Annotated in this window: 17 protein-coding genes and 4 tRNA genes; 17 read left to right on the top strand and 4 right to left on the bottom strand. The window is 43.1% G+C overall.

The window, feature by feature from the left end; genetic code table 11:
* The first annotated feature begins 127 nt into the window (after positions 1-127).
* Both dnaB and ACNO7B_RS18710 read left to right on the top strand, forming a co-directional pair.
* Positions 128-1,492: a replicative DNA helicase gene (gene dnaB / locus ACNO7B_RS18715; protein ID WP_003214779.1), complete on the top strand. Its 1,365-nt coding sequence runs from the start codon at positions 128-130 to the stop codon at positions 1,490-1,492.
* Between the two features lie 130 nt (positions 1,493-1,622).
* A complete protein-coding gene (locus ACNO7B_RS18710; RefSeq protein ID WP_017359894.1) occupies positions 1,623-2,036 on the top strand; it encodes a VOC family protein in 414 nt (137 codons plus the stop codon).
* 33 nt (positions 2,037-2,069) lie between these two features.
* Here ACNO7B_RS18710 and ACNO7B_RS18705 read toward each other — a convergent pair whose 3' ends face one another.
* Positions 2,070-3,275, bottom strand: a complete 1,206-nt coding sequence (locus tag ACNO7B_RS18705) for a cytochrome P450 (protein WP_410684092.1) — start codon at positions 3,273-3,275, stop codon at positions 2,070-2,072.
* Positions 3,276-3,412: 137 nt separating this feature from the next.
* Between ACNO7B_RS18705 and ACNO7B_RS18700 the strand changes: the two genes are divergently transcribed.
* From ACNO7B_RS18700 to ACNO7B_RS18685, 4 genes are all read left to right on the top strand, one after another.
* Positions 3,413-3,994, top strand: a complete 582-nt coding sequence (locus ACNO7B_RS18700) for a TetR/AcrR family transcriptional regulator (protein WP_417901828.1) — start codon at positions 3,413-3,415, stop codon at positions 3,992-3,994.
* Positions 3,995-4,210: 216 nt separating this feature from the next.
* Entirely contained in the window at positions 4,211-5,506 is a 1,296-nt protein-coding gene (locus ACNO7B_RS18695; RefSeq protein WP_007497400.1) for an adenylosuccinate synthase, read from the top strand.
* A 133-nt stretch (positions 5,507-5,639) separates the two neighbouring features.
* Complete coding sequence (locus ACNO7B_RS18690) at positions 5,640-6,773, top strand: DUF418 domain-containing protein (RefSeq protein WP_410684096.1); 1,134 nt, start codon at positions 5,640-5,642, stop codon at positions 6,771-6,773.
* Between the two features lie 15 nt (positions 6,774-6,788).
* Positions 6,789-6,998 carry a hypothetical protein gene (locus ACNO7B_RS18685; RefSeq protein ID WP_417901827.1) on the top strand — a complete coding sequence of 70 codons (210 nt, stop codon included), beginning with the start codon at positions 6,789-6,791 and terminating at the stop codon, positions 6,996-6,998.
* Positions 6,999-7,027: 29 nt separating this feature from the next.
* Here the strand turns inward: ACNO7B_RS18685 and ACNO7B_RS18680 are convergent, their stop codons facing one another.
* Positions 7,028-7,552, bottom strand: a complete 525-nt coding sequence (locus ACNO7B_RS18680; protein ID WP_148779905.1) for a peroxiredoxin family protein — start codon at positions 7,550-7,552, stop codon at positions 7,028-7,030.
* A gap of 334 nt (positions 7,553-7,886) precedes the next feature.
* Between ACNO7B_RS18680 and ACNO7B_RS18675 the strand changes: the two genes are divergently transcribed.
* The 11 genes from ACNO7B_RS18675 to ACNO7B_RS18625 all read left to right on the top strand — a co-directional run bounded on the left by ACNO7B_RS18675 (position 7,887) and on the right by ACNO7B_RS18625 (position 16,020).
* Positions 7,887-7,962: transfer RNA gene (locus ACNO7B_RS18675), tRNA-Lys, on the top strand.
* Positions 7,963-7,968: 6 nt separating this feature from the next.
* Positions 7,969-8,040, top strand: a tRNA-Glu gene (locus tag ACNO7B_RS18670).
* 81 nt (positions 8,041-8,121) lie between these two features.
* Positions 8,122-8,198: transfer RNA gene (locus ACNO7B_RS18665), tRNA-Asp, on the top strand.
* 26 nt (positions 8,199-8,224) lie between these two features.
* Positions 8,225-8,297 (top strand) — tRNA-Phe (locus tag ACNO7B_RS18660).
* 347 nt (positions 8,298-8,644) lie between these two features.
* Positions 8,645-9,352 carry a response regulator YycF gene (gene yycF / locus ACNO7B_RS18655; protein WP_017359978.1) on the top strand — a complete coding sequence of 236 codons (708 nt, stop codon included), beginning with the start codon at positions 8,645-8,647 and terminating at the stop codon, positions 9,350-9,352.
* Positions 9,353-9,359: 7 nt separating this feature from the next.
* The gene (walK, locus tag ACNO7B_RS18650) at positions 9,360-11,198 is read left to right on the top strand and encodes a cell wall metabolism sensor histidine kinase WalK (RefSeq protein WP_017368444.1); all 1,839 of its coding nucleotides are present in this window, start codon (positions 9,360-9,362) and stop codon (positions 11,196-11,198) included.
* A complete protein-coding gene (gene yycH, locus ACNO7B_RS18645) occupies positions 11,188-12,567 on the top strand; it encodes a two-component system activity regulator YycH (RefSeq protein ID WP_017368443.1) in 1,380 nt (459 codons plus the stop codon). The genes walK and yycH overlap by 11 nt, the downstream gene beginning before the upstream one ends.
* Positions 12,554-13,417, top strand: coding sequence for a two-component system regulatory protein YycI (locus ACNO7B_RS18640; protein ID WP_017368442.1), 864 nt, complete (start codon positions 12,554-12,556; stop codon positions 13,415-13,417). The genes yycH and ACNO7B_RS18640 overlap by 14 nt, the downstream gene beginning before the upstream one ends.
* A gap of 6 nt (positions 13,418-13,423) precedes the next feature.
* Entirely contained in the window at positions 13,424-14,218 is a 795-nt protein-coding gene (locus ACNO7B_RS18635; RefSeq protein WP_007497388.1) for an MBL fold metallo-hydrolase, read from the top strand.
* Positions 14,219-14,299: 81 nt separating this feature from the next.
* Entirely contained in the window at positions 14,300-15,487 is a 1,188-nt protein-coding gene (locus tag ACNO7B_RS18630) for a S1C family serine protease (RefSeq protein ID WP_417901826.1), read from the top strand.
* Between the two features lie 68 nt (positions 15,488-15,555).
* The gene (locus ACNO7B_RS18625; protein WP_025208319.1) at positions 15,556-16,020 is read left to right on the top strand and encodes a GNAT family N-acetyltransferase; all 465 of its coding nucleotides are present in this window, start codon (positions 15,556-15,558) and stop codon (positions 16,018-16,020) included.
* Between the two features lie 39 nt (positions 16,021-16,059).
* Here the strand turns inward: ACNO7B_RS18625 and ACNO7B_RS18620 are convergent, their stop codons facing one another.
* On the bottom strand, positions 16,060-16,941 hold the full coding sequence (locus ACNO7B_RS18620) for an ABC transporter ATP-binding protein (RefSeq protein ID WP_417901825.1): 882 nt from the start codon (positions 16,939-16,941) through the stop codon (positions 16,060-16,062).
* Positions 16,942-17,631 carry an ABC transporter permease gene (locus tag ACNO7B_RS18615; protein ID WP_025208317.1) on the bottom strand — a complete coding sequence of 230 codons (690 nt, stop codon included), beginning with the start codon at positions 17,629-17,631 and terminating at the stop codon, positions 16,942-16,944.
* Between the last annotated feature and the right edge of the window lie 147 nt (positions 17,632-17,778).

Genomic DNA, 17,778 nt, shown 5'->3' with positions numbered 1-17,778 from the left:
TTGTTTCGCTGTTCAACGAAACATCCACATGGTAATTTTGACTATAGTTGATGTTTTTCACTTTTTTATTGATGAAAATGTTAAAATGATGAGTAGCGTATTTTTTTATGAAAGGACGGTGCTTGGCATGACGGAACTTCTCGATGACCGGCTGCCGCCGCAAAATATAGAAGCCGAGCAGGCCGTATTAGGTGCTGTTTTTTTAGAACCATCTGCGCTAACGCTCGCTTCTGAAGTATTAATTCCAGAGGATTTCTATAGAATGTCGCATCAAAAGATTTACAATGCGATGCTTGTACTTGGTGATAGAGGGGAACCGGTTGACCTTGTCACGGTGACATCAGAACTTGCCAATACAGACTTACTAGAAGAGGTAGGCGGGATTTCGTATTTAACCGATATTGCGAACTCTGTCCCAACTGCCGCAAACATTGAATATTATGCAAAAATTGTAGAAGAAAAATCCATTTTAAGACGTCTGATCCGTACAGCGACAACCATTGCACAGGATGGATATACGCGTGAGGATGAAGTAGAAGATCTATTGAGTGATGCTGAAAAAACCATTATGGAAGTGGCTCAGCGTAAAAACTCAGGAGCTTTCCAAAACATTAAAGACGTTCTTGTTCAGACTTATGATAATATTGAACAGCTTCATAATCGAAAAGGTGATATTACTGGGATTCCAACGGGTTTCTCAGAGCTTGACCGGATGACAGCTGGCTTCCAGCGAAATGACTTGATTATTGTAGCGGCTCGTCCGTCCGTAGGGAAAACAGCCTTCGCGTTAAATATTGCACAAAACGTCGCGACCAAGACAGATGAAAGTGTCGCCATCTTTAGTTTAGAGATGGGCGCTGAGCAGCTGGTCATGCGTATGCTTTGTGCCGAGGGAAATATCAATGCACAAAACCTAAGAACTGGTAATCTCACAGAAGAGGACTGGGGTAAGCTGACAATGGCGATGGGTTCGCTATCAAACAGTGGGATTTTCATTGATGATACACCTGGCATTAGAGTCAGTGAAATTCGCTCGAAATGCCGCCGTTTGAAGCAAGAAAACGGACTTGGCATGATCCTGATTGACTACTTACAGCTCATCCAAGGGAGTGGACGATCAAGCGATAACCGTCAGCAAGAGGTATCTGAAATTTCTAGGGCTTTAAAGTCACTAGCAAGAGAACTTGAAGTGCCGGTTATTGCCTTATCACAGCTTTCTCGTGGGGTAGAGCAGCGTCAGGACAAACGTCCGATGATGTCTGATATTCGTGAATCAGGAAGTATTGAGCAGGATGCCGATATTGTGGCGTTCCTTTATCGTGATGATTACTATGACAAAGAATCAGAGAATAAGAACATTATTGAAATTATTATTGCGAAACAGCGTAACGGTCCAGTTGGAACGGTATCACTGGCGTTCGTGAAAGAATATAACAAATTCGTCAACTTAGAAAGAAGATTTGACGATGCGGGTGTTCCGCCCGGTGCTTAAAGCCCAGCTCAAGAAGCTGGGCTTTTTTGATCCATCTACATCGAAAGAATGACTGAAAAACAGTCGAAATGAGGAGGAGTGGAAGAAAAAGAGAGCGTATACTAAAGGGAGAGAAAAGGAGTGATGACTGATGAAGTTTCAACAATTCGAAGCCGCTCAATTACGCATCGCACGTCCGACCGTCAACATGAAAGAGGTTGTTTCTTTTTATGAAGAAGGTTTAGGGCTGAAACGAATAGGCTCATTTGATCAGCATGAAGGGTATGATGGGGTCATGCTTGGGCTTCCTCACCAGCATGTTCATCTGGAAATCACCAAACATGAAGAAGACGAAAGCTTGCCTGTTCCCCACCCAGAGCAGCTGCTTGTATTCTATATTCCGGATGAAGAAGAATTTCAGCAGATGAAAAAGAGACTGATCGCATTTGGCGGACGGCATGTCACCTCTACGAACCCGTACTGGGATCGAGGAGGCGTGACGATTGAAGATCCAGATGGATATCGAGTGGTGCTCATGAATACAGAAGGAATTACACCTGATTAAGAAAGACTCCCATCTCGTGGGAGCCTCAGATTGTTAGGAACGAGGCGTGACACGGAGCTTCAGTGCTTTTAGTCCATACATACCGCTGCTTGTCATTGGGACGTAAGAGAGAAGCTCTAGTGATTCATATCGTGACTGTATGGCTTTGATGGCAGTGCAGGCTTCCAGGCGAGCAAGTGGTGCGCCTAGGCAGAAATGAATACCGTGGCCGAAGCCAATATGAGGATTAGGGTGCCGGTGTATATCGTACTCATGTGCGTTTGGAAATTGACGCTCATCCCGGTTCGCAGAAGCAAGAAAGACAATCACACTGTCTCCCTTTTTCAAGACTTTCCCTCCAAGTTCGGTGTCTTCTGTGACATACCGGACAATGGTAGGCGCAGGGGCACGGAAACGCACAGCCTCCTCAACAGCACGAGGAATGAGGTCAGGTGATTGAGCGAGCGCTTCATACGACCTCGGATTTTCTAACAAACTAAAGATCATATTGGAGATCAGGTTGGTGGTCGTTTCGTTGCCTGCTAACAGGAGAAGATTGCAGAAAGGAATTAATTCGTCTGCGGACAGCTTGTCTCCATCTTCCTCCGCTTGAATTAAAAGCGAAATCAAATCATCACTAAGGTTCTGCCGCTTCTCTTCAATGATGTCAGCAAAAAACGCCATCATGTCCGCTTCGCTTTGATCCCGTGTTTTCTGCCATTCAACGACATCTTTTTCATGTTCACTTTTAGGCATGCTGACGAGAATATCGGACCATTCTTTAAAGGATTGTTTATGTTCTGTTGGCACACCTAAAAGCTCTGCAATGACTATGACAGGAAGCGGATAGGAGATGTCTTGAACAAGATCAATCTCTTCCTTACCTTCTATTTGTGCAATGAGATCATCCATTAACTCTTGAATGCGTGGTTCCCACAATTTCATCACCCGGGGTGTAAAAGCTTTGCTCACAATGGAACGGATTCGTGTATGTTTTGGCGGGTCCATCATGACCATTGTTTTCATCAGTGAATGTTTCCGGTGGTCTTGAGGAGGTTGACTAGAAAAGGTATCTTTATCGATGGTGACGCGCTTTGCTTCTTCATAGGTGAAGACACTCCATGTTTGGCTGTGTTCATCGAAATGAACAGGGGATTCTCGACGCATTTTGGCGTACCAATCAAATGGGTGATACGGGTCCTGCTTATTTTTCCCTCTTAATAACGCTTTTTGAACGGCACTAGGTGTTGTTGTTTCCATGATCATCACTCCTTATGGGTTGTCAGATGATTCCTTTTTTTTACTGTGTTAGATTTAAAGGTAATTCATCAGGAGAAAGGATTCAACCAACAGAAAAGCGAAATCTGTTGAAGAAAATGGGAAGGGGAGAGCGGCTTGTGGCGGACTGCTACAGAGGGGATAAGCGCGCAACTGAATCAAAGCAACAATTAAGAAAAGCGTTATTTCAGTTATTAAAGGAGAAGGAATGGGGGAAGATTTCTGTACAAGATTTGACGAACAAGGCAGGGATCCATCGCACAACCTTCTATCAGCATTATGAGGATAAGTTTGACTTAGCTCAGCAGGTCATGGATGAGATGTTTGATGTCATGAAAACCGCTATTTTTGCTCCTGTACATGAAAATGAGTGGAAGAGCGATCATGCAGCATATGTGTATATTTATCGCTTTTATCAGCATTTGCAGGAACATGAAGAGGAGTATCAGATTCTCTTGAAAAGGGGAAGAGAGCTTAATATTCATCAGACAGCCGGTGCTTTTTTTGAAGAAAGCTTTACTTTAGGGCTAGAAGAAGTTACAGGTTCACCACCTGATCGACAACACGTTCCTCTCGAAATGCAGAAGCAATTTGTCATTTCTGCTTATGTTGGAACAGCTGAGTGGTGGCTGAGAAAAGGTAGACCATATTCACCCGACTTTATGGCAAGTTCGATGATTCAATTGATTGAAAATCACTGAACAAACGGAAATGAGAAAAACAGTAATTTTGATCGAAATCTTCTTGTTTAAGCGTAGAATGAGCAATTAAAGCGCTTTTCCTCACATGTAAAACGAACAAAATTTGATTTCAAGATATTAATGTTCGGATTTCACGTTGACTTTTTCATTGTCCATTGATAAAATAAATGTGTTTGAAAGAGATAACGTTTTGAAAGGTTAACGGAGGTGCACGATATGTCTTCAGTAGTCGTAGTAGGTACGCAGTGGGGTGACGAAGGGAAAGGGAAAATTACCGATTTCCTTTCAGAAAATGCAGAGGTGATTGCCCGTTATCAAGGGGGAAACAATGCAGGTCACACAATCAAATTTGATGGAGTGACTTACAAGCTACACCTCATTCCGTCCGGTATTTTTTACAAAGAGAAAACTTGTGTCATCGGTAATGGAATGGTGGTTGATCCTAAAGCGTTGGTCACTGAGCTTGCGTATCTTCACGAACGGAATGTGAGTACAGATAACCTCAGAATCAGCAATAGAGCCCATGTCATTCTGCCTTATCACTTAAAATTGGACGAGGTAGAAGAAGAGCGGAAAGGGGCTAACAAGATCGGTACGACGAAAAAAGGAATCGGACCAGCTTATATGGACAAAGCTGCCCGCGTCGGAATCCGTATCGCAGATTTATTAGATCGTGAAGTATTTGAAGAGAAGCTTGCCCGTAATCTAGAAGAGAAAAATCGTCTTTTAGAGAAAATGTACGACACAGAAGGCTTCAAAATTGAAGATATTTTAGATGAGTATTATGAATATGGTCAGCAAGTGAAAAAATATGTTGTGGACACATCTGTTGTATTGAACGATGCTCTAGATGAAGGCCGCCGTGTTCTTTTTGAAGGGGCACAAGGCGTTATGCTTGATATCGATCAAGGAACATATCCGTTCGTGACGTCATCTAACCCAGTGGCTGGAGGCGTGACGATTGGTTCTGGTGTAGGTCCTACGAAAATTCAACATGTGGTCGGCGTATCAAAAGCTTACACAACTCGTGTAGGTGATGGCCCATTCCCGACAGAACTCCATGATGAAATTGGCGATCAAATCCGTGAAGTTGGCCGTGAATACGGTACGACAACTGGCCGCCCGCGCCGTGTTGGCTGGTTTGACAGTGTTGTTGTCCGTCATGCGCGCCGTGTGAGCGGAATTACAGATTTATCTCTTAACTCTATCGATGTACTGACAGGGATTGAGAAATTGAAAATCTGTGTTGCTTATAAATTGAACGGAGAAATCACTGAAGAATTCCCAGCAAGTCTAAATGAATTAGCGAAATGTGAACCTGTCTACGAAGAAATGCCAGGTTGGACAGAGGATATTACAGGCGTGAAGAATTTAAGTGAACTGCCTGCAAATGCCCGTCATTACTTAGAGCGCATTTCACAATTAACAGGTATTCCACTTTCTATTTTCTCAGTCGGACCAGACCGTTCCCAAACGAACGTTGTCCGCAGCGTGTACCGTCCATCATTATAGACTGATCAGACACCAGTAAAATTACACATTTTACTGGTGTCTTTTTTTGTTTAAATATTCCTTAATTTCTACGGAACGCTCTTCCTGTCATTACCAAAATGTGATAACTGTATAAAAAGGAAGGAGCGTTCTAGTGAAAGAAAGAATACGATTATTAGATATTTTACGAGGTTTTGCGATATTAGGTACATTGGGTACAAACGTCTGGTTTTTTGCATACGCAGGGGATACCTTTGCGACAGATCAGATTGCGGATGAATATGAAAATGGTAGTTTTCTTGAAAGTCTTGTCTCTATGTTCGTTTATGGCAAAATGCTATCGCTGCTCACAATCATGTTTGGTGTAGGGCTAGAGCTGAAATACCAGCAGGCGAAAAGAAAAAATACGACTTGGCCGGGTACATATTTATGGATTCTTTTATTTTTATTTATTGAAGGCTTTGTCCATTTTGCGCTAGTGATGGAATATGATGTGCTCATGAGTTACGCCGTCACGGGTTTGCTTGTGGCGTTTATTGTCCGTGGAGGAAGTCGGCGCATCAAAAAAGGCATGATTGTCTCGGGTGTCATTCATTTGTTGGTGACGGCTTTTCTCGTTGTATTTTCTTTCTCTGAATTGGAAAATGAATCCTATGACGAGAGCAGTGAACCAGCGTACGAAGAACAACTGCCGGAGACATGGATATCTCAAGTTCAAGACCGATTACAGTACTTTTTGATGTACCGAGAAGAAGCAATCTTTATTATCCCAATGAATACCTTTTTGTTTTTATTAGGTGTGCGGATGATGAGAGCCGGTGTATTTTATGCAAATGAGCGTGGGCAAACTCTACGGAAAACATTGTTCCGAATGGGTTTGTGGATTGGACTGCCGCTGAATGCGCTCGTCTTTGTACCAAATGACATAGTGGAATTCGTGGTGCGCTATGTGTTTTCGCCATTCCTCTCTATTTTCTATATTGCTGTCGTGGCGAAGCTTCTAGCACGCACGGAGTCATGGTTCATGTGGACTTGGTTTGAATATGTAGGGAAAATGGCGCTTAGCTGCTATATCCTGCAAAATGTCATCTGCTCGCTTCTTTTTTACAGCTGGGGATTGGGTCTTGGCGGGCAAATCAACGCCCCCCTTATCGTCTTGTCATGGTTGTTGATCTCTCTGCTGCAAATCGCCATTTCAGCCCTTTGCTTACACGTCTGGCGAATTGGGCCAATGGAGTATATCCGATCACGGGCACTTCGCCGTGTGACAATGAAGAAAGCATCTTAAAGGGGAATAGATACAATGTTTTTCAAAAAAACGACGAAAAGAGAACAAGTGAATACACATAAAGCAGCTGTAACTGCATTTGTCTTTTATCTTCTCGCATTAGGAGGGCATGCGCTGTACAAGTATTTCCAGGGTAATAAACCACCTGTCACTTTTATCATTCTCATGGCGGGTCTCTTTGTTTTTTTCACCGCAGATTGGCTATATAATAAAAGACGTTCATAAAAAAAGCCCTCATCACGAGGGCTTTTTCCTTACTTCAGGCTTTTATATTGGCCTTTTAAATTTTTACGAATGTATTGAATGATTTTGCGCAGTTCGTTGGCGTGCGGTCTGCCAAATGGACTTGTTTGTCTTTGCTGATAGAGGACTTGGCCTTTTTCATTTAATAAGAAATAGGCAGGTTCTCCGTGCACCCCGTGATCTTCATATGGGGCATCTTCCCCGTGATAGAAGACTTCATAGGCTTTCAATGATGTGAGGTCTTGGTCAGACATGATGGGGAAAGAAAGTCCCTCTTTGTCTGCAAATTCTTTCAAGTCTTTAGGGTTATCCGTTGAAATCGTCATTAAGTGAATATCCTTTTCTTGAAAATAGGATTGCTGTTTTTCCAGCTCTTTTAATTCCTCGACACATACTGGACACCATGATCCTCTAAAGAAAACGATGAGGTGCCAGCTTTGATGCTCCTCTAAATGTTTGTAAAACTCAATGTGATCGCCCTGCACTGTTGGCAGTGAAAAATCGGGCATTTTATCTCCTAATTTAAATGAACTCATCCTATGCTTCCTCCTTTTTCAATCACCATGCTGTTTGTTTCTTGTATAACCAATATTGGTCGGAATCAAACGTTTCTGTGTGCTGGATTGGGCAGTAGCCATTGATTGAATGAAGGCGCTTGCAGGATTAGGCGGTTTAACAGAAGATATCAAATCCGACACTTTTTTTAAAAAAATGTCGAAAAACGTATTGCCATATGTAATTACTCTATGATATTATAAATCTCGTTGTTGCAAAGGTCTCTGAAACTTGTTAGGATGCGATGTTCCAGCTTTTTTAAAGCGATTGGTTTGACGCAGTACAACTTCTTCAGAATTACTTTTCACAAACCGAGAGCCATTAGCTCAGTTGGTAGAGCATCTGACTTTTAATCAGAGGGTCGAAGGTTCGAGTCCTTCATGGCTCACCATGTTTTGGCCCGTTGGTCAAGCGGTTAAGACACCGCCCTTTCACGGCGGTAACACGGGTTCGAATCCCGTACGGGTCATTGATTTACTTTAGCGTTAAGCTAATTTTTCCTCACTTGCTTGAAGGAGCACCACGATTGCTTTTTCGGGCAAGTTACTGAGGTCCGGTAGTTCAGTTGGTTAGAATGCCTGCCTGTCACGCAGGAGGTCGCGGGTTCGAGTCCCGTCCGGACCGCCATTTATACATATTCATCTTTTGATGATGGCTCGGTAGCTCAGTTGGTAGAGCAACGGACTGAAAATCCGTGTGTCGGCGGTTCGATTCCGTCCCGAGCCACTTCCAAACGCATCTGCAATCGCAGGTGCGTTTTTATTATGAAAAGAAGGCATAAAAAGGGAGAAGCCGGACCTAGGTAGGGCCCGGCTCCATAAGAAGAAGACGTTACATGTATATAGACGTTTGGTGACTGGAAAAGTTTCAATAAAAAAGGAAAAAGTCATCAAATTTTTTGGGTGAAGTTCTTCTATCCAACGTTTACTAGCTAAGAAAGCCGTTATTATTTTTATCTTTGCCTCGTAAAACGTTATAATAGACAGTGAGCCTTTTTTGCGTAAATGAAGAAGGCGTAATGAGACATGCAAAATGGAATGACATAGATGCTAAAAATGCAGGAGGAAATCACAATGGAAAAAAAGATTCTTGTCGTAGATGATGAAAAGCCGATTGCGGATATATTGGAATTTAACTTAAGAAAAGAGGGCTACGAGGTTCATTGTGCGTATGACGGAAATGAAGCCCTTGAAATGGTAGAAGAAATTAAGCCAGACATTATTTTGCTCGACATTATGCTGCCGAACAAAGATGGCGTTGAAGTATGCCGTGAAGTGAGAAAGAAATATGACATGCCGATTATCATGCTGACAGCAAAAGACTCTGAAATCGATAAAGTCATTGGTCTTGAGCTTGGCGCGGACGATTATGTCACAAAGCCATTCAGTACACGCGAGCTGCTTGCACGTGTAAAAGCAAATTTAAGAAGACAGACGGCTGCTCCGCAATCAGAGGAAGAATCTGAATCAAATGATATCGAGATTGGTTCACTTGTGATCTACCCAGATGCGTATGTTGTGTCCAAGCGTGACGAAACGATTGAGTTAACGCATCGTGAGTTCGAATTGCTTCATTACTTAGCGAAGCATATTGGACAAGTCATGACTCGTGAGCACTTACTGCAAACTGTATGGGGCTACGATTACTTCGGAGATGTCCGTACAGTAGACGTGACAGTCCGCCGTCTTCGTGAAAAAATTGAAGACAACCCTAGCCACCCGAGCTGGATCGTAACAAGACGAGGCGTCGGCTACTATTTAAGAAACCCAGAGCAGGACTAAGATTCTTATGAGTAAAGTAGGTTTTTTTCGCTCGATTCACTTTAAATTGACCTTGATTTATGTGCTGCTGATCATTGTCGCCATGCAGATCATTGGCGTGTACTTTGTGAAGCAGCTAGAGCAGTCCTTAATTAATTCATATGATAATTCCTTGAATCAGCGAATCTACTCGTTATCGTATTACCTAGAACAAGATTCATCGAAAAGCAAGGCAGAATTAAAAGAGGATGCTCAAAAGATACTAAACGATTTTAACAACAAAGACGAGTCTAATGAAATTTCTGAAGTCAGCTATATTGACGAAAGCAGAGAGGTCATTGCCTCTGTGAATAACGGCAGTCAAGAGATTGCCGGGAAGAAAATCACAGATCAAATCATTAGCCGTATTTTCGCGGTTGGCAAAGACTACGAGAAAAAATTCTATGACCCAGAATCGAATAAACGAGTCCGCATATCAGCGACAGCCGTGAAAAATGAGAACCAAGAAACTGTTGGTGTCATTTATGTGGTCTCATCCATGGAAAGTGTTTTTAACCAAATGCGAACGATCAACACCATTTTAGCGACGGGTACACTCATCGCACTTGGGACGACCGCTCTACTTGGTATATTCATATTCAGAACCATTACACACCCAATTTCGGATATGAGAAAGCAAGCGATCGAGCTCGCCAAAGGGAACTTTTCCAGAAAGGTCCGAAAGTATGGACATGATGAGATTGGTCAGCTAGCGACGACATTTAACCATCTGACGAGAGAGCTGGAGGAAGCGCAGCTGATGACAGAGGGTGAGAGGAAAAAGCTTTCTTCTGTTATTGCCTATATGACCGATGGCGTCATTGCCACGAATCAAAACGGGGCCATTATTCTATTAAACAGCCCGGCACTAGAGCTTTTGAATGTTTCACGTGAAACAGCTCTAGAGATGCCGATCACATCCTTGCTTGGCTTAGAAGAAACTCATACATTTGAAGATCTAGTCGAAAATCAAGACTCCATGCTGCTAGAAATTGAACGAGAAGATCAACTGTCTGTTTTGCGTGTGAATTTCTCAGTGATTCAGAAAGAGCATGGGAAGATTGATGGTTTAATTGCAGTCATTTATGACGTAACCGAGCAGGAAAAAATTGATGCGGAACGTCGTGAATTCGTGGCGAACGTATCGCATGAGCTGCGCACACCGCTTACGACGATGCGAAGCTATCTTGAGGCTCTCGCTGAAGGTGCGATTGGTGATAAAGAGCTTGCGCCAAGGTTCCTCAGTGTCACGCAAAATGAAACAGAGCGCATGATTAGACTTGTGAATGACCTGCTCCAGCTGTCTAAGTTCGACAGCAAGGATTATCAATTCAATCGTGAGTGGACGAATTTTATCAGGTTTATCTCGCTCGTCATTGATCGTTTTGAAATGACGAAGGAGCAGCATGTCGATTTCATCCGCAACCTGCCGCAGCGTGAAATATATGTGGAAATTGATCAAGATAAAATCACTCAGGTGCTCGATAATATCATTTCCAATGCTATGAAGTACTCGCCAGAGGGTGGACACATTACGTTCACTGTCGATTTGGATGAGGAGCAAGGTCTTGTGTTATTCAGTGTCAAAGATGAAGGAATCGGTATTCCGAAGAAGGATATGGATAAAATCTTTGAACGTTTTTATCGAGTGGATAAGGCAAGAACAAGAAAGCTTGGCGGAACCGGCCTAGGTCTTGCGATTGCAAAAGAAATGGTTCAGGCTCATGGCGGAGATATTTGGGCTGACAGCATTGAAGGAAAAGGAACAACGGTAACCTTTAGCCTTCCGTACAATGAAGAACAAGAGGATGATTGGGATGAAGCGTGAGACCTTTAAAACCATTATATTGACAATCCTAATTGCGATCAGTCTTGTGTTTACGTGGAATATTTGGATGTTCCAGCCCGTCATGCAGGATCAGGCGGATGCCGGCACACAGGTCGTGGAAACGAAGAAGATTTCAAGCGACGAGCCTCGGAGTCTCATTGATGTCGTGAAGCCGCGTGAGATGTTCATTCATTCCAATGGAGAGCATTTCAAAGTGGATCAAAAGGAACTCTTCCAAAACTTTTGGAATGATGTGAGCCTGTGGGATGTCAAAGAGATTGCTGATGTGTCGGACCAATATTCCGAGCAGAAATTTAAGAATTTCTTCTATGGACGCGAGGGACAAGGCAAAACATTGGATCTTGTGTTCAATGATCCGATTCCGATTGATATTTTCCAAGCGCTGTTTAAATGGCCGAATAAATCCATTGAATACAACTCGTTTGACCGGATGATTGTGCCGTTCGCTCAGCCGGATAAGGCCAATAAGAAAGTCTATTTGGTTTCATACAGCAAGGAAACGGTGCTTGAGCTGACAATTGAATCTGCCAACTATCGTAATCTGATGGATAGTATTGCAGCCGCTCAAAACGAGATGCCACGCTATGATCTATATACTTTCTCTACGAATTCAAAACGAGATTTCCTTCTGCCGCAGAAGCAAAAGCAGCTTGAAGCGAAAATGTTCTTTATCGAAACGATTAAGACAAGCAAATTCAAGGACGCTTTGTTTACAGACCCAAGTCTAGTTGGGGAGGAGTCTAATTTAAACCGGACGGTGTATACAGATGGAACGAGTCGTCTTGAAGCAAATCAAAAAGACCACCGCATCCAATATCAGCATCGTAATATCAATTCTAGTACCGTATTCCAAACAGGAGATTTGATCAAGCGAAGCGTGAAATATTTCAATGATACCGGAAGTTTTACCGATAATTATCAATACTTCGGCATTAACAGCAACCAGCAGCTGTCCTTTAATATGTTTATGGATGGACTGCCGATCGTCAACAGCACAAAGCATCCATTTGGTATGACATCACTTGAAGTGCAATGGGCGAATGATGACATTTTGAGTTATAAGCGTCCAAATTACATTCTCGGCAACAAAGCGAGTCAGAGTGAACAGGTCAAACTGATGAATGGGACAGAGCTGAAAAACTTGATCATCAAGCAGACGAAGTATGATGATTTAGAGAAAATTGAACAGATTTTCCCTGCCTATCAAGCGACATCCACGGCATCAGATCAGGATCAAGCGATGTTTGTCTGGCTAGAGCCGGTCTGGTGTATGAAATATAACGGAAAAACCGTCATTTTAACGAATGATTTGCTGACAGAGGGGAGCGAGAATCATGGAGTGGAATAAGACCAAAACGATCTTTATCCTAGCCTTTCTCGTTCTCGATATCTTTCTAGGTTTTCAATACTTTGAAAAGCGATCGACCGATCATTTTGCGATTATCGAAAAAACAGATACGCTGGAAGAAATGAAGGCAGACGGAATCAAATATGGCAATCTATCAGATGAAGCGAAGATTGGATACCGTATTACAGCTGAGAAAAAGCAATATACGAAAAAGGATGTCGACGGATTAGCTGATCAAAAGACGAAAAGCACATTCCCGAAAACCGAGAAAGATGATCCTGTCACCCTGCTTGAAATGACCTTCAATAAACCAGTCGCATTGCCGAAAAAAGATATGAAAACAGCAGCGACCAATCTTGTGAGCCAGCGTTTACTGGATGGTAAGAATTATAAGCTCTGGAGCATCGATGAAGAAACAGGTGAAATCGTCTTTTTCCAAACGTATAAAGGAAAATACATCTTCCAAGAAGGTCTTGATGACACCGAAACTATTGGGAAGATCACATTGGATGTGAACGATCAAAACGAGGTCGTCTCGTACCGGCAGTCGATGGTGACATCGATTAATGAAGTGAGAAAAGAAACCCTTGTCCCAGCGCTTGAAACGGTGAAGGACTTATATACACAAAATATGCTGAGCCAAAACACGACAGTGAAAAAAGTGGAGCTTGGCTACTACACGCAATACCCAGGTGCAAGCACTCAAGTCATGGTTCCTGTATGGCGAGTAGAGATTGAAGGCGTGGCAGCTGGTTCAAAGAAAAAGACAGAAGAAGAATATTTGATCAATGCCATTGATGGCTCAACCCTTGATCATATAGAGAAAGAAGACAAATCTTCATTGGAGTGAGAGAACATGAGCTTGCAGTTCAGTGTACTAGCGAGCGGAAGTACGGGGAACGCTTTTTATTTAGAAACAGACGAGCATGCTTTTTTAGTAGATGCGGGCTTAAGCGGCAAACAGATGGTGGAGCTGCTTGGTCAAATCGACCGAAAGCCAGAAGACTTGGACGGAATTTTTGTCACACACGAGCACTCAGATCATATTAAAGGACTCGGTGTGATGGCAAGAAAGTACAAGCTTCCTGTCTATGCAAATGCGAAAACATGGAAGGCGATGGAGTCACATATTGGGAAAGTGGATACGGAGCAGAAATTCCACTTTGATATGGAGACGGTTCAATCATTCGGCGGTCTCGATGTTGAATCATTTGGCGTATCACATGATGCGGCAGAGCCCATGTTTTACGTATTCCATTATGGCGGGCGTAAACTTGCCCTTATGACGGATACAGGCTATGTGAGTGACCGGATGAAAGGGATTATTAAATCAGCCAATACGTTCGTATTTGAGAGCAACCATGATGTCGGCATGCTGCAAATGGGGCGTTACCCATGGAGTATTAAACGCAGAATTTTGAGCGATGTCGGACACGTATCCAATGAAGATGCAGCTCTTGCTATGACAGACGTGATTGGAGACGCCACCTCACGCATTTATTTGGCCCACTTGAGTCAAGACAACAACATGAAGGACTTAGCCCGTATGGCGGTCCAGCAGACGCTTGAAATGAAGGGCTTTGTTGTAGGGGACGGCTTTGATTTATATGATACGGACCCGAAAAAAGCAACCCCGCTTTGCGCCGTATGATTTTTACAATCGTATGATTAAGATAAGAGCTTCTTACCAACACTATATACATCATCTATTCACTGAAAGGAAGGAAACATAGTGGATTATCGCGATGTAGAGTGGAAGCCGAGACGAAGCAGAAAAGGATATTTCCTATCTGGTCTGATCGGTGTATTGGTAGGAGCTTTTTTAATGGGATTCTTTTTCCCCTATGTGTCTGGACAAAGCGGCAGCCCCTTTGGCTGGCAGACAGCTGGAGATCAGCAGGCATCAGATGGCCCTTTAAAGACCGTCAATGTGAACGTGAATGATGCGGTCACAAAAGTGGTATCGAGTATGTCGGATACAGTTGTCGGCGTCATTAACATTCAAAAGTCGAGCTTTTGGGAAGAAGGCGGTGAAGCAGGCAGCGGGTCAGGTGTGATTTATAAAAAAAAGGGTGACACCTTTTATATCGTGACCAACCATCATGTCATCAAAGGCGCAAACCAGCTTGAAGTGAGCCTTCAGGACGGGACAAGGATCGGGGCAAATCTTGTCGGCAGTGATCAGCTGATGGATTTAGCGGTACTCACGGTCAAAAGTGATAAGATCAAGAAAACCGCCGCCTTCGGCAATTCAGACCATGTCAAACCAGGTGAGCCTGTCATCGCCATTGGAAATCCATTAGGCCTTGAATTTGCTGGCTCCGTCACACAAGGTGTGATTTCTGGAACGGAGCGTGCGATCCCTGTTGATTCTAATGGGGACGGACAGACGGATTGGAATGCGGAAGTTTTGCAAACGGATGCCGCCATTAATCCTGGGAACAGCGGCGGAGCCTTGATCAATATGGACGGCAAAGTAATCGGCATCAATTCAATGAAGATTGCGGAGTCAGAGGTGGAAGGGATTGGGCTGTCTATTCCGGCGAATCTGGTGATCCCTGTCATAGAGGATTTAGAGCGCTATGGAGAGGTAAAGCGTCCGTACCTTGGTGTTGGGATGAAATCACTAGCAGATATTGCGAGCTATCATTGGCAGGAAACGTTAAAACTGCCATCAAAGGTCACAACCGGAGTCGTCGTGATGAGTGTCGAGCCTTTGTCTCCAGCAGGAAAAGCGGGGTTAAAAGAGCTGGATGTCGTGACGTCGTTTGACGGCAAGGAAGTACAAAATATCGTCGATCTGCGTAAATATCTTTATCAAAAGAAAGTCGGCGACAAGGTAAAGGTGCAATTTTACCGAAGCGGAAAGAAAAAATCAGTCGAGATCAAACTCTCCCAAACCGATCGGTTCGGTGGCTAGCCAGTTCCTATAAGGGACTGGCTTTTTTTACATGCCCGGCATATGATAAAGGAAAGGGGGAGATACGATTGGTCACATTACAGCCAATGTCACAAACGGATTATGACGTCTTGATAGAGAAGGCTATTAAGCGGTACGCAGAAGAAAAGGTACTCGCAGGGACGTGGAATCAGGAAGAAGCGCAAAAGAACGCAGAGGAACAATTTGACCGGCTGCTTCCTGAAGGCCTTCAGACAGAAGATCATGAGTTGTGGAATATCTTACATGGAGAAGAAGCCATTGGATGGGTATGGCTTTGCTATGATCCAGATCATCCCCAGCATGAAGGATTTATTTATAATTTTATTTTGTTTGAAGCGTATCGAGGAAAAGGCTTGGCAAAACAGGCCATGACGGCATTAGAAGAGCAGGCAAAGTCATTAGGTGTGAAGAAACTATCGCTGCATGTCTTTGCCCATAATCAAATCGCCCGCTCACTTTATGAGAAAACGGGATTTGCTGAGACTGGGATTTACATGAGCAAGCCTTTATAAAAAAAGAGAAGTACCGTGCGGCGAGCGTACGGTACTTTTTTATGTGGACATCATGGCATCTTGCGCCGTGACTCGGTATAGGTCGACTTTGCATTTCACAAACGCACGGATGATGGCTGGGACTTGAGCTTCTGAACGAATCAACAATGAGGTCTCGTCATCTCTGATCACAAGGTCTGTTCCCACACTTTGTAAGTACTGCGTGAGAACAGGCTTCACCTCATCATCAATCCATGCATGCTTGAAGGTGGCACGAATGGTTGAGGACGTGATGGTTTTCTCTTGAGGATGAGTACTTGAGGACACGATTTTTCCTTCAGATATGAAAGCTGTTTTGGTACAAATAGGTTGGGTGAACCTTGGCTCGTCTGCTGTTAAAAAGACAGTTTTTCCTTCAAATTTTAATGATTCAATCACCCGTTGGATATGTAAGATAGAATCTGCATCAATATCCGCAAAAGGCTCATCAAGTAAAATAAAGTCAGGCTGATGAGCGATGGCCTGAGCCATTCCGAGCCGCTTCTTCATCCCAGGTGTAAAGGCACCGACTTTCTCTTGATGATAACGATGTAAGCCAACAAATTCGAGTAATTCTTCATAATAGCTCGTTTTCTGGCGAGTACCCGTAATTTTCGATAAATAGGCAATATGCTCAATAGCAGTCAGTCCTTCATATAAATCTGTATATTCAGGCAGAACACCGATATGATGACGTACTTTTTTTAACGACGTCATGTTCATCATGATAAACGTGCCAGAGGTGGGGCGGGAGATCCCTGTAATGATATTAAAAAAGGTCGTCTTACCAGCACCCTTCGGTCCAATGAGGCCGAAGATATCCCCTCGATGGATATCAAGATCAATATGATCTATTGCGACTTTTGTCCGATATTTTTTTGTCAGCCCTTTTGTGTGAAGCACTTAGACATCCCTCCTCTGAAACAGTAGTGCAGTTCCAATGAGTAAGACAACAGTCAATGCGGCATTCATCAGCACATAGGTCAGCGGTTCACTCCAGCGCGCATAATAATAAGGCGTCACGTATTGGAACCAGTGAATCAACCGTTCTGAAGAAAGAACAGACATCATGCTCATGATTGGAAATAGAAAGGAAAACAACATGCCAACAAACATCGATTTCTGTGGTGTTGGAAAGAGCATGGACAAAAACAAAGCACAGGAGATGCCGACACTGATAAACGTTAATATTTTTAAGGCATCAGAGAACAGAAAACGATGTGAAATCACCATATTTAATATATATGTGGTCATAATGCAACTGAGCCAAAACAGCATCAGCCCAAGATATTTCCCGATGACAATGTTTAAACGGGTCGTTTTGCTGACGAGAAAACGAATGGTTTTCAAATGAATTTCGCGGCTCAAAATATCATGAGATAATAAAAAAATAAGGAAGAAACCAAATAACGAAATCACTAGTTCATTCCCAATGGAATAAGGGTCCTTTGCCTGTTCCCACTTCCCTTGATAAGCAGCTATAAATGGAAGACTTGATACAAAAGTAGATAAAATGAAAATAATAACAATTGTTAAGATGGATTTTGTGCTTTTGAAGAGCTGCTTAAATTCATTCATACAGATGGTCCACACACACTGTACCTCCCTTCATCTTTATTATACCGCTAGAAAAGAAAGACACCATATCTCGCTCTTTAACATTTGCTTAAATTTTATAAAAAAGAAGACTCTTCCAGAACAGTTAACTCATTTTTAAAAATGTTCAGAAAAATATCTTGA

It is taken from the genome of Bacillus sp. AK25 (genome assembly GCF_048270685.1).
GTDB lineage: Bacteria > Bacillota > Bacilli > Bacillales > Bacillaceae > Bacillus > Bacillus altitudinis.
The sequence above is the reverse complement of the archived record's forward strand: the minus strand, read 5'-3'. Positions and strand labels throughout refer to the sequence as shown.

Excerpts from the sequence above, each read along its gene's own strand:
- dnaB (WP_003214779.1), top strand. The coding sequence starts at position 128 with ATGACGGAACTTCTCGATGACCGGCTGCCGCCGCAAAATATAGAAGCC.
- ACNO7B_RS18710 (WP_017359894.1), top strand. The coding sequence starts at position 1,623 with ATGAAGTTTCAACAATTCGAAGCCGCTCAATTACGCATCGCACGTCCG.
- ACNO7B_RS18705 (WP_410684092.1), bottom strand. The coding sequence starts at position 3,275 with ATGGAAACAACAACACCTAGTGCCGTTCAAAAAGCGTTATTAAGAGGG.
- ACNO7B_RS18695 (WP_007497400.1), top strand. The coding sequence starts at position 4,211 with ATGTCTTCAGTAGTCGTAGTAGGTACGCAGTGGGGTGACGAAGGGAAA.
- ACNO7B_RS18685 (WP_417901827.1), top strand. The coding sequence starts at position 6,789 with ATGTTTTTCAAAAAAACGACGAAAAGAGAACAAGTGAATACACATAAA.
- ACNO7B_RS18680 (WP_148779905.1), bottom strand. The coding sequence starts at position 7,552 with ATGAGTTCATTTAAATTAGGAGATAAAATGCCCGATTTTTCACTGCCA.
- yycF (WP_017359978.1), top strand. The coding sequence starts at position 8,645 with ATGGAAAAAAAGATTCTTGTCGTAGATGATGAAAAGCCGATTGCGGAT.
- walK (WP_017368444.1), top strand. The coding sequence starts at position 9,360 with ATGAGTAAAGTAGGTTTTTTTCGCTCGATTCACTTTAAATTGACCTTG.
- yycH (WP_017368443.1), top strand. The coding sequence starts at position 11,188 with ATGAAGCGTGAGACCTTTAAAACCATTATATTGACAATCCTAATTGCG.
- ACNO7B_RS18640 (WP_017368442.1), top strand. The coding sequence starts at position 12,554 with ATGGAGTGGAATAAGACCAAAACGATCTTTATCCTAGCCTTTCTCGTT.
- ACNO7B_RS18635 (WP_007497388.1), top strand. The coding sequence starts at position 13,424 with ATGAGCTTGCAGTTCAGTGTACTAGCGAGCGGAAGTACGGGGAACGCT.